The 11,914-nt window shown below is 41.7% G+C and carries 10 protein-coding genes, 2 pseudogenes and 1 other annotated feature; of the genes and pseudogenes, 5 read left to right on the forward strand and 7 right to left on the reverse strand.

Annotated elements, in window-relative coordinates; genetic code table 11:
- The first annotated feature begins 91 nt into the window (after window positions 1–91).
- Window positions 92–321: a binding site (T-box leader), on the forward strand.
- A gap of 48 nt (window positions 322–369) precedes the next feature.
- The 3 genes from proI to namA all read left to right on the forward strand — a co-directional run bounded on the left by proI (window position 370) and on the right by namA (window position 3,270).
- On the forward strand, window positions 370–1,230 hold the full coding sequence (proI, locus tag HNR31_RS00475; RefSeq protein WP_181554298.1) for a pyrroline-5-carboxylate reductase ProI: 861 nt from the start codon (window positions 370–372) through the stop codon (window positions 1,228–1,230).
- A 308-nt stretch (window positions 1,231–1,538) separates the two neighbouring features.
- Window positions 1,539–2,078 carry an alpha/beta hydrolase family protein gene (locus tag HNR31_RS00480; protein ID WP_181554299.1) on the forward strand — a complete coding sequence of 180 codons (540 nt, stop codon included), beginning with the start codon at window positions 1,539–1,541 and terminating at the stop codon, window positions 2,076–2,078.
- Between the two features lie 175 nt (window positions 2,079–2,253).
- A complete protein-coding gene (gene namA, locus HNR31_RS00485) occupies window positions 2,254–3,270 on the forward strand; it encodes an NADPH dehydrogenase NamA (RefSeq protein WP_181554300.1) in 1,017 nt (338 codons plus the stop codon).
- A 152-nt stretch (window positions 3,271–3,422) separates the two neighbouring features.
- On the opposite strand, the gene rnz is transcribed toward namA, so the two are convergent.
- Window positions 3,423–4,349 carry a ribonuclease Z gene (rnz, locus tag HNR31_RS00490; protein WP_181554301.1) on the reverse strand — a complete coding sequence of 309 codons (927 nt, stop codon included), beginning with the start codon at window positions 4,347–4,349 and terminating at the stop codon, window positions 3,423–3,425.
- A 174-nt stretch (window positions 4,350–4,523) separates the two neighbouring features.
- Between rnz and zwf the strand changes: the two genes are divergently transcribed.
- Together zwf and HNR31_RS00500 are read left to right on the forward strand one after the other, a co-directional pair.
- Window positions 4,524–6,002 (forward strand): glucose-6-phosphate dehydrogenase, encoded by a 1,479-nt coding sequence (gene zwf, locus HNR31_RS00495; protein ID WP_220129368.1) that lies wholly within the window; start codon window positions 4,524–4,526, stop codon window positions 6,000–6,002.
- A 22-nt stretch (window positions 6,003–6,024) separates the two neighbouring features.
- Window positions 6,025–6,642 carry a cyclase family protein gene (locus HNR31_RS00500; RefSeq protein WP_181554303.1) on the forward strand — a complete coding sequence of 206 codons (618 nt, stop codon included), beginning with the start codon at window positions 6,025–6,027 and terminating at the stop codon, window positions 6,640–6,642.
- 107 nt (window positions 6,643–6,749) lie between these two features.
- Here HNR31_RS00500 and gndA read toward each other — a convergent pair whose 3' ends face one another.
- From gndA to HNR31_RS00525, 6 genes and pseudogenes are all read right to left on the reverse strand, one after another.
- Window positions 6,750–8,162, reverse strand: a complete 1,413-nt coding sequence (gene gndA / locus HNR31_RS00505) for an NADP-dependent phosphogluconate dehydrogenase (RefSeq protein ID WP_181554304.1) — start codon at window positions 8,160–8,162, stop codon at window positions 6,750–6,752.
- Window positions 8,163–8,507: 345 nt separating this feature from the next.
- Window positions 8,508–8,681, reverse strand: coding sequence for a hypothetical protein (locus HNR31_RS00510; RefSeq protein WP_181554305.1), 174 nt, complete (start codon window positions 8,679–8,681; stop codon window positions 8,508–8,510).
- 327 nt (window positions 8,682–9,008) lie between these two features.
- Window positions 9,009–9,268, reverse strand: a pseudogene (hepT, locus tag HNR31_RS00515) (type VII toxin-antitoxin system HepT family RNase toxin).
- Between the two features lie 46 nt (window positions 9,269–9,314).
- A complete protein-coding gene (locus HNR31_RS00520; RefSeq protein WP_181554306.1) occupies window positions 9,315–9,779 on the reverse strand; it encodes a chemotaxis protein CheW in 465 nt (154 codons plus the stop codon).
- 549 nt (window positions 9,780–10,328) lie between these two features.
- Window positions 10,329–11,151: pseudogene (locus HNR31_RS18475) on the reverse strand (metallophosphoesterase).
- A 53-nt stretch (window positions 11,152–11,204) separates the two neighbouring features.
- The gene (locus HNR31_RS00525) at window positions 11,205–11,765 is read right to left on the reverse strand and encodes a YkoP family protein (RefSeq protein WP_181554845.1); all 561 of its coding nucleotides are present in this window, start codon (window positions 11,763–11,765) and stop codon (window positions 11,205–11,207) included.
- Window positions 11,766–11,914 lie beyond the last annotated feature (149 nt).

The following is an 11,914-nucleotide window of genomic DNA, read 5'->3' on the forward strand; positions in this document are numbered from 1 at the left end:
ATAATTCGTGAAAAATCAGCGAAAATCAAGAAACTTTCTATTGACAACACTACCTTTTTCAGTGCATAATTGCAAACAAACTAAAGATTGCAAATTGGCGATGAGTGGGACCAGTAAACCATGAATGGTATCAGAGAGTGAAACCCATAGGCTGGAAGGTTTCATTACCCTCTTGATGGTTGAACCTATCCCATGAGCTGTTAGGAAAACCTAAACGCGAAACCGGCGTTATCGGTCAAAGACGGGCTTTCGACGGTCAACTCATACCGTTAAAGCCAAAAAAGGTGGTACCGCGGAAATATAAGACCTTCCGTCCTTTTCTAGGACGAAAGGTCTTTTTTATTTGAACATGAACAAGGAGGAGTCACCATGAAAAAAGAAACGACGATCGCCTTTATTGGTGCCGGTTCAATGGCAGAAGCACTAATTGCGGGGATGACGAAAACATTGTACCGGCCTGAACAAATTATCGTGACGAATCGCTGTAATCAGGAACGACTTCGATACATGAAAGAGACATATGGGGTACAAATTGAAACAAATAAAGAAAAAGCACTAAAAGCAGCTGACATCATCATTTTGGCAATGAAACCAAAAGATGCGATGGAAGGGATTGTATCTATTGCCACTGACGTTTCTGAACATCATCTCGTTATTTCCGTGTTAGCGGGAGTATCTACAGATACGATCATGTCCCTTATCGGAAAAAAAGTCTCCATTGTTCGGGCGATGCCAAACACATCGGCAACGATCGGTCAATCGGCTACGGCACTGGCATTAGGGCGCTTTGCAAATGAAGAACATTTAGCAATCGCCGAAACACTTTTTCGTACCGTCGGCATCGTCACCGTCGTTTCCGAAGACGACCTGCATGCTGTCACTGGGCTTTCCGGAAGTGGACCTGCCTATGTGTACTATTTAGTCGAGGCGATGGAAAAAGCAGCAAATGAAATCGGGCTTGATCGTTCTATCGCTAAAGAGCTTATTTTACAAACGATCATCGGCGCGGCGCAAATGTTAAAAACAACGAATAAACCCCCTTCCGTATTGCGCAAAGAAGTAACAAGCCCTGGGGGAACAACAGAAGCTGGCATTCAAGTATTGGAACAGTATCATTATCAAGAAGCCGTCATTGCCTGCATTAAGCGTGCAACCGAACGATCGGCGGAATTAGGAAAAGCGCTTGTTCCGACAGCGATCAACCGCACCAGCGCTTCCTCATCACGCTAAAACAAACAACGTCGATGGATTGTTAATTATCTTTCATTTTCAAATCAACAACATTTCGATGCTGATGGAAGGAAGTGAACAAAAACGATAGAGCGCGTTTGTTTCCTCAACTCAAGAAATCAAACATTAGTCGGTCATTTTTATCGATCCTCTTCCACTTCCATCATTGTCATGGCGCACGGGTTTACCTCAGATAAAAATTCAAATGGAAGATTTAACATATTAGCTAACGCGTTTACCAAAGCTGGATTTTCTGTACTCACCTTTGATTTTAGCGGTTGTGGCGAAAGCGATGACGACCGCTTAACTTGGAAAAAGAAGTGGATGATTTAAAAAGTGCCATTCAATTTGTCAAATCAAGAGGCTATCAAACAATCGGTCTTTATGGTCATAGTCTTGGTAGTCTCATCTGTTTAAAAAGCTATACATCTGACATCAAAACAATGGTGTTATCCGGAGCGTTAACGAACGCAATGAAATATGATTGGGAGCAGTACTTTATGAAAGAACAAATGAAGGAACTGAAAGAAAAAGGATATATCACGATACAAAGAACAGGAACATGGAGACATACTATCGTTGTTGACAAGCAAATGTTGAGGGATTTCGAAGACATTCGCCAGCCTGAATTACTGCAACGTGTGACGTGCCCTGTGCTCATCATCCACGGAAATAATAAAAAGGATGAAGAAGAATTACTTCTTTTAGAAAGATCGCAACGAGGGATGCAGTATTTGTCTAAAGATTCTCGATTAAAAGTGATCGACGGAGCAACACATAGTTTTTTAGAACATTTAGAGCTCTTGAAAGACTTGGCCACTAGATGGTACGTCAACCATATGTCGTAATGCCCCTACACTTGATTCACTGAAAAAAGATTTATCAAACCGCTTAAAATCCCTTTCGATTGAAAGATCAGCTTTTGCAGTGAGCGAACTCATCAATAGTGCAAATTGTTTTTCTTTTCCAATTAGACGTGTTATCATTCAAACTGAAAAACCGATATACATTGGAGGGAAAACAATGGAAACCTTGCTCTTTTCACCGTACACAATACGAGGAGTCACATTAAAAAACCGGATTGTCATGTCACCGATGTGTATGTACTCTTGCGAAACTGAAGATGGTAAAGTAGGAAATTGGCATAAAATTCATTATCCTACGCGCGCAGTCGGCCAAGTTGGATTAATCGTCGTCGAAGCAACGGCCGTCACCGCCCAAGGAAGAATCTCATCGCGCGATTTAGGGATTTGGAGCGATGAACATATTAGCGGTTTTCAAGAATTAGTATCTCTCATGAAAGAGCATGGAGCTAAAACCGCGATTCAACTCGCTCACGCCGGTCGAAAAGCTGAGGTCACTGGGGAGATTCTCGCTCCTTCGGCGATTGCCTTTAACGAAAGAATGCGCATACCAAAAGAAATGACAAAATCAGACATCGAAGAAACGATTCAAGCATTCCAAAACGGCGCACGCCGCGCAAAAGAAGCGGGATTTGATATCATCGAAATCCACGCTGCGCACGGTTATTTAATTAACGAATTTTTATCTCCGCTAACGAACCAGCGACAAGATGAATATGGCGGCACTGCTGAAAACCGCTATCGCTTTTTAAGCGAAGTCATTGACGCGGTACGCGAAGTATGGGATGGTCCTCTCTTTGTTCGCGTATCGGCTTCCGATTATCATCCAGAAGGATTAACGGTAAAAGACTATGTTGAGTACGCAAAACGGATGAAAGCGCAAGGCGTAGACTTAATCGACGTTAGCTCAGGTGCTGTGGTCCCGGCAAAAATCAACGTCTATCCGGGCTATCAAGTTCCGTTTGCGGAAGCTATTCGCCATGGCGCTGACATCGCCACAGGTGCGGTCGGTCTCATTACTTCTGGATTGCAAGCAGAAGAGATCCTTCGTAACGAGCGTGCTGATTTAATCTTTATCGGACGCGAATTGTTGCGCAACCCGTACTGGCCACGCACTGCTGCAAAAGAGCTCGGAGTCGAGATTAAAGCACCTGTACAATATGAACGCGGCTGGTAATGAAAAAAAGCGGGGGCGTCTATCCTCGAACGCACACTGAAGGATCTGGGAACGGACGAACAAAGTCCGCAGTAAAACTGAAGTATTGTGAGAGGATAGCTGCCTAGCTAGACAGTATCTTTATTGAAAAAGCTGCCGAACAATCGGCAGCTCTATTTTTTTCGAGGCACGGAAAACGAAGCAAAATCGCGTGCCAGTTCTACGTTTGGAAAAATTGCTTTCGCTTCATTGAGCAATTCATCGCACATCGCTCCTTGATAACGCGAGCTAATATGCGTCAAAATCAATTTTTTCGCTCCGGCACGCTTCGCCACTTCTGCCGCTTGGACTGTCGTGGAATGATAGTAGTCGTACGCTAACTCTCCATCCCTTGCGCCAAACGTCGCCTCATGAATGAGAACATCCGCTTCTTGTGCTAGTTCAATACTCGCTTCGCAATAACGCGTATCGCCCAGAATAGTGACAATTCTCCCCTTTTGCGGCGGACCAACGAAGTCACGTCCATCGATTACCGTTCCATCATCAAGCTCCACCGTCTTACCGAGCTTAATTTGTTGGTAAATTGGTCCAGGACGAATGCCTAGTTGCTGTAGCTTGTCAACCAAAAGCGTACCCGGCAAATCTTTTTCGACGACGCGAAATCCATACGAAAGCATCCCGTGATCCAATCGCTTAGCAATGACCATAAACCGCTCGTCTTCAAAAATAACTCCTTCATCGATTTCCACCACATGCAATTTATATTTTATGTGCGTTGAACTCACCGTTAACGCTGTTTCGATGAACGATTGAATTCCTTTTGGGCCATAGACCACTAGCGGCGTATCTCCCCCTTGAAACGAGCGGCTTCCAAGCAAACCAGGCAATCCAAAAATATGATCTCCATGAAGATGAGTAATAAAAATGTTTTCAATTCGTCTCGGACGAATCGATGTATGCAGAATTTGATGTTGTGTCGCTTCTCCACAGTCAAATAGCCACGTTGCTCCTCGCTCCTCAAGCAGTTGCAACGCAATCGCTGACACGTTTCGCTCTTTTGCCGGCACTCCTGCGCCCGTTCCTAAAAACAACAATTCCAACGCGTCCACTCCTTATCCGTTTTTTCTGTTGTTAGCGTACCAATGTTTATAGAACAATTTCAACATCCTTTTGCAATTTAGTGCTAAAATGTTTGCGTTCAGCATCAGAAATCTCTACAATTAAATACTTGAAGAGATAAATTTAGCTGAAGCGAGGTACATATCGTGAACAACATGAATCCGAAGTCATTGATCGTTATCTTTGGCGCTACCGGAGATTTAGCGAAACGCAAGCTATTTCCTTCCATTTATCGACTATACGAAAAAGGAAAATTGTCTGAAGAGTTTGCGGTTGTCGGAGTAGCACGTCGCCCGCTATCCCATGATGAGTTTCGGAATTATGTCCAACAATCGGTCGAAGATTCTACCAAGCAGGAATTGAGCGACCAACACTTTATTTCTCATTTTTATTATCATCCTTTTGACGTGACAGACACCGCTTCTTATCAAGAATTAAAAGCATTGCTTGAACGTTTAGACAAGACATACAACATCCCTGGTAATCGCATTTTCTACTTAGCGATGGCACCAGAATTTTTCGGGACGATTACCTCCCGTTTAAAATCGGAAGGACTAACCGCAACAAACGGTTGGAAACGTCTTGTCATCGAAAAACCGTTCGGTCATGATTTAAAAAGTGCACAACAGCTCAACACAGAAATTCGTCAAGCGTTTTCCGAAAGCGAGATTTTCCGTATCGACCACTATCTCGGCAAAGAAATGGTGCAAAACATCGAAGTTATTCGCTTTGCCAATGCGATTTTCGAACCGCTGTGGAACAACCGGTTCATTTCAAATATCCAAATTACATCAAGCGAAACACTCGGAGTCGAAGATCGAGGACGCTACTATGACCATTCAGGAGCGCTGCGCGATATGGTACAAAACCATATGCTGCAAATGGTGGCACTTCTTGCGATGGAACCGCCAATTAAATTGACGACTGACGACATTCGCAGCGAAAAAGTGAAAGTGCTTCGCGCGCTTCGTCCGATTTCTCATGATGAAGTCGATCAATATTTTGTGCGCGGTCAATATGGAAGAGGAATTGTAAAAGGAAATGAAGTGATCAGCTATCGCGAAGAAAATAATGTCGATCCAAATTCGAACACAGAAACGTTCGTCGCCGGGAAACTGATGATCGACAATTTCCGCTGGGCCGGTGTGCCATTTTACATTCGTACCGGCAAACGAATGACGGAAAAGTCAACGAAAATTGTCGTCCAATTTAAGGATGTACCGATGAATTTGTATTATCGGACAAGCGAGACCATTCAGCCAAACTTGCTCGTCATCCACATTCAACCGGACGAAGGCATCACGCTTCATTTAAACGGGAAAAAAAGCGGCGAAAATATGAAAGCATCACCTATCAAGCTCGACTACTGCAACAACTGCATCGACGGCATCAACACTCCGGAAGCGTATGAAAAACTATTGTATGATTGCATGCGCGGCGATGCAACGAATTTCACGCATTGGGATGAAGTCGCAGCTTCTTGGAGCTTTGTCGACCCGATTTCCGAAGTATGGGAAAACACAAAAGCTGTCGACTTCCCGAACTATGAAGCCGGCTCGATGGGGCCAAAAGCGGCTGACGAACTGTTGCATAAAGACGGCTTCCATTGGTGGCCAATCCACTATCATGAGTAAAAGGCGAAAGGGGTAAGCGAAAATGAAACTATATGATGTAACCGCGCCGATTTTTGAAGGAATGCCAGTATATAAAAACAAGCCGGAAAAACAACCGAGATTAGCCACTGTTACTAATGACTATGTAACAGAATCCCGCATCGATATGGACGTACATACAGGAACGCATATCGATGCCCCTCTTCATATGGTAAAAGGCGGGGAAACATTTGAAACAATTCCCCTTGAAAATCTTGTCGGAGCATGCAAAGTGTTCGATCTCACTCATGTAAACGATAAAATTACGAAAGAAAACATCGCTAACCTTGATATTCAAGAACAAGATTTTGTGTTATTCAAAACGAAAAACTCCCTTGAAGATGCGTTCAATTTCGAGTTCATTTATGTTGCCGAAGATGCGGCGCGGTATCTTGCTGAGAAAAAGGTGCGCGGTGTCGGCATTGACGCATTAGGCGTGGAACGAAATCAACCGGGACATCCAACCCATAAAACATTGTTCGCAGCCAACGTCATCGTTATCGAAGGATTACGTCTCAAAGACGTTCCAGAAGGGCAATACTTCATGGTGGCAGCTCCGTTAAAACTCGTTGGCACGGACGCTGCTCCAGCGCGAGTGTTGTTGTTGGAGAATGTGCAGTAAGATGCTCATTGCCATCCTATCTATCTTTTATTCTGTTTTCGTAAGACGAATTAGATTCTTATAAACAAAAAGTCCCCTTATTGCATAGTGCAATAAGGGGATTTTCATTATTTCTCCAACCACTCCGTATGGAAGATGCCCTCTTTATCGACGCGTTCATAGGTGTGCGCACCGAAGTAGTCGCGCTGCGCCTGAATTAAATTCGCCGGCAATGTTTCCATCCGGTAGCTGTCGTAATAAGCAAGAGCGCTTGAAAACGCCGGAACTGGAATGCCGCGCGTTACCGCAATGGCGACAATTTCGCGCAACGCTTCTTGATAGTTTTCGACAATGTCTTTGAAGTAAGGGTCTAACAATAAATTCGGAAGCTCTGGATCGCGGTCGTACGCTTCTTTAATTTTTTGTAAAAATTGCGCGCGGATGATGCAACCGCCGCGGAAAATCATCGCGATATTGCCGTATTGTAAGTTCCAGTTATACTCATCAGAAGCAGCTTTCATTTGTGCAAATCCTTGGGCATACGAACAAATCTTACTCATATAAAGCGCACGTCTCACTGCTTCAATAAAGTGCGCACGATCGCCTTCAAACGGCTTCACTCGCGGACCAGAAAGAAGTTGGCTTGCCTTGACACGCTCTTCTTTCATCGCCGAAATAAAGCGCGCAAATACCGATTCTGTAATAATTGGTAGCGGTACCCCTAAATCAAGCGCATTTTGGCTTGTCCATTTTCCTGTTCCTTTTTGACCAGCTTTATCTAAAATGACATCGACAAGCGGTTTTCCTGTTTCCTCATCGATTTTTGTAAAAATATCGGCCGTAATTTCAATTAAATAGCTATTGAGTTCTCCTTGATTCCAATCAGCAAAAATTTCATGAAGCTCTTGTGCTCCTAAACCAAGCACATGTTTTAACAAGAAATACGCCTCAGCGATTAACTGCATATCTCCGTATTCAATACCATTATGCACCATTTTCACATAATGTCCCGCACCATCCGGACCGATGTACGTTGTGCAAGGCTCGCCATCCACTTTTGCTGCAATCGCTTCAAAAATCGGACGTACTAACTCATGCGCTTCTTTTTGACCGCCAGGCATGATGGACGGACCCTTTAATGCGCCTTCTTCACCGCCGGAAACGCCCGTACCGATAAAGTGAATGCCTAGCTCCGCTAGTTCTTTATTACGGCGCTGTGTATCTTTGAAATACGTATTTCCACCGTCAATTAAAATATCACCTTTTTCCAAATACGGTTTCAGCTGTTCAATCGTCGCATCCGTCGGCGCTCCTGCTTTTACCATTAATAAAATTTTCCGCGGCTTCTCAAGTGCATTGACAAACTCTTCAATGCTGTATGTACCGACAATATTTTTTCCTTCCGCTTCTTTTAAAAATTCATCTGTCTTTTCAGGCGAACGGTTATACACCGCAACGGAATACCCTCTGCTTTCAATATTTAACGCGAGGTTTTTTCCCATGACAGCTAACCCAATCACGCCAATTTGTTGTTTTGCCATTATCAAACGTCCCTTTCTATACTTTGATATTTTGTTTGTTCATGAAAGAACATACCATAGTACATTTGAGAATATCAAGTGCTGTGATCGCATTTTGTCAAAGTTAGGCTAATACTGGACATTGCTGAACTCATTCTTGGAAAATCGACGATCTAGTGTTAAAATGCCCTCTCTTGTTCGAATGAGCTGCTACCTCATCATCATCATGATGTCGTTTCTCTTCGCTCATAGCAACTCGTTGATATATCAAGAAGCGCCAAAGTAAAAAAAGAGTCCCGAAACAGGACTCTTTCGCCTTAAAAATCTCCTCTTGTACTCACCACGTCATGCCCCCTAATATGCTTATCAATATTCTCTATAATGACCATATGGGTAGTGCGGATAATGCGGATAGTGTGGATAATGATGGTGATATGGATAATGCGGATAATGTGGATAATGATGATGATATGGGTAGTGATGGTGAGACGGATAATAACCTCCATAGCCTGGATATGTTCCGTATTGTTGTCTCTCCATTTTTTATTCCTCCCTCTGATTTAAAAACATATTTTTTAGGCAGATGCTGTGCCGCCTTTTTAAAGCGCCACATATGATGGTGAAGAGATTTGCATTGGGGTAAGAAAAATGCCTTTAAAAATTTCTCATCTCCCCCTCTGATTCCCTTTCCGCTATCTAGGATATGTATTTTATTTTTAAATGTATAGGCGAAATCACTAAATGTAAAAAGCCTATTACATTTTTTCTTATAATTAATGTTTATTCGTTATCATTTTTACGAAAGTAGAGACGTGTGAATCACTGGATATGCAGCTCCTTATTGTCGTTCGTGAATCAATTTAACCTTCACTCTTGGAAATCATCTAAATGCTTTTCCATTATCATTCGAACAAGATCCAAATTGATCGTTTGATAATCATGAACGGCAATATTGCAAAAACCGGCCATTGCCTTCATCTTTACCATAACGAATTCCGTGATGATATTATTTTTGTCAAGCAATTCAAACGAATCACGGCTTGTTTGCGGAATGCCCATTTTTCCACAACAATGTGCATCGTTATATCAATGCTTGCCTCACACGCTCATTGTATATTCAAAATAATCGAATCTTGTTTCTAAATTCTTCGGATTCCAAGAAAAAAACCACCTTTACTGGTGGTTTTGCATGTGCTCTTTAATCGTTTTTGCGCCTTCTAAACTTTCGAAAAGTTGGTTCGGGTCAATGAGTGTGATCAGCCGTTCTGGAAGACTTGCGACTCCGATAAAATACGATGTTTGTCGGTAAGCGAGCATATTCACTTGTTTGATCGATTCTGGCGAGATGTCGATAATTTCTTTCGCGTCATCCACGATTAAAGCAACGGAAATGTCTTCGGTAACGACGACAATTAATCTCGTTTTTTCTGTTTCTACATATGGACGGCGGTACAAAATTTTCATTGTATCTAATACAGGAACTAATTCCCCGCGAATCCTCACTACTCCAACCATGTAATCAGGCATCTGCGGAATAACCGTCGGTGAGCTCATTTTTTCTATGGAAATAACGTTTTCAACGGGAACCGCATATTGTTCATTATCGACTTGGAACACGACTACTTTACTGACTTCCATTCACCGCACCTCCTTCATGCAAACTACATTTAATAATTGAACACTCCCGCCACTTACTTCTATGAAGCGAAGATAACCAGGCGATCTCTGCCGTTCCAGCAGTTGAGTTAGCTTCTGCTAACTACCGAAGTCTTGAAGGATATTTTTGCTTGCGTTCACATCTCGGTTATGACCTGTCTCGTACGATGGGGATATCTACTTTCTTAATTTTAAATCTTTCATCTCTTTATGTCGATACCCTCAACAAGAATAAAGCTGACTACTTGGGAAGGCCTTTCCTGCCTTCACCACCGTTCAAGATATAATTCATTGAGAAAGTTTCTCTCCCCCATAGTGGTGGACAATGTATTCAATTGGTTCCTCGTCCACTCCGCAACTCCCGCTGTTCACTTTTACTCTATGCCATTCTTCCGCCAGAATATCAGGGCCATAGCTTTTATCGTATAAGACATGAAATCGACGAGTTGGACTTTTACCAACTAGCAGATAACGTCTTAGCAGGCACACGCGATAAAAAATAAAGCTCCATTTAGGAGCTTTTCGCTTAAATCACTTGTTTTTCTGTTTAGAAATAGATGTAAGTGCCAGAGCATGAATGGTAATCTCAGGTGTACTTCCAGCACGAATATTTACATCTGTCTGTCCTAGCCCTTCACTATGTAAAATGGCTTCCCGTCTGTTTCGTGGTAACCATTGTATTCAAACACACTAGTTTGCCCATCTTTACAAAATCATATAGCTTCGGCCAATGAATTTGTCCACCATGAAAATGACTGGACATAGATAGTCAAAATGATGGTCTTTCATATGAAGAACAATGTTCGGACCATGAGTTAAAACAAGGTTTAAACCGTTTTTTACCTTTCCATATGCCTTTTGCAAATCGCTTCGTTTTGTACTGAAACCACCCACACCGATGATAGTAACCGTTTCCCTCTTAATATGATGAATCGTTTATGTTTTGTTTCGAAGGGGGATACATCCATATTTCTCAAGCGTCTCCTTTAACATTTGGAAGTTCTTTTTTCTAAGCATATAATCATGATTTTCCAATACCGCATACACTCCATAGACAGGTTACAACTTTTAGAAAACTTCTGAATAAGGAACAAATTTTAGAATACTTCTCTTTCGCTCAAGAACATCTCCTGTTAAGGCAATTAAATCGATTTTCTCATCCTGTAATTTGTCATATAAATATTGAGGTGAAATCGTAGGTTTTCTGAATGGAGGTCGGATAAATGGAGAATATGAATAAAACATGATGGACAACGGTTAATCTATGTACAACCGCCTCATGCGTATTGCGGTTTGCCTTATAAATAAAAAAATAATCATAGATGAAAGAATCATAACAAATAAAAACATATATATCTCCTCCCTTTTGACAATTATAGTAAACGGGAAGAGAGATGAAAGCGGGAATTACTGATCAGATTGGCAACCGTATAATTTGATCAATTTATCTTTTGACATAAACAAATATTTTGGCGGTCTCCTGAAGCCGTCTAAACGGAATTGAGAAATAAGATACATAGGAGCAAACGTCATTTGTTTATACCATCTATAAAAAGAATTAATAATGAAAAATGTTTCAAATCCCAAACGCTCGCAACCTTTATTTAAAATCGTAATTCCTACAATCCCCTTAATATTGGCAAATTGTTCATGACGTTGTAAATATTCTGTAAGGTTCGGTAACCCTTTTTTTACCTGTTCGTAGATGAGTCTCCCCTTCTTAATTTCACTATCCAAATGAATAAGTTCTTTAATTAAACGAACGTTATGCAAATGAATTTTTAAAAGAAGATCATTTTTTTTGATCTCCGTACCGTCAGAAAGCACTATGTCCCTTCCTTTATACTTCATCAGCCGAACCCGAAAAATATCTCGATTTTTTGTTTTGTCCTCAACGTATTCAAGCCGTGAACAAAAATAATAAATCGGATCTAACATACCCCAAATGGTAAGAAAACATTGTCTCATCTTTACCATTACAACATCCTTCTCCTTTTCTTCCTTTCATCAACATTTAAAGTGTTTAGCACTAAAGTCCGTTTTATTAATAGAAAAAAAAGGATTTAGTTCATTCGTATAACCATTCAAAAACAACAAACACTTTTAAATAACTATAT

Origin of the sequence: Thermaerobacillus caldiproteolyticus (assembly GCF_013761245.1) — a bacterium.
Classification (GTDB): domain Bacteria; phylum Bacillota; class Bacilli; order Bacillales; family Anoxybacillaceae; genus Thermaerobacillus; species Thermaerobacillus caldiproteolyticus.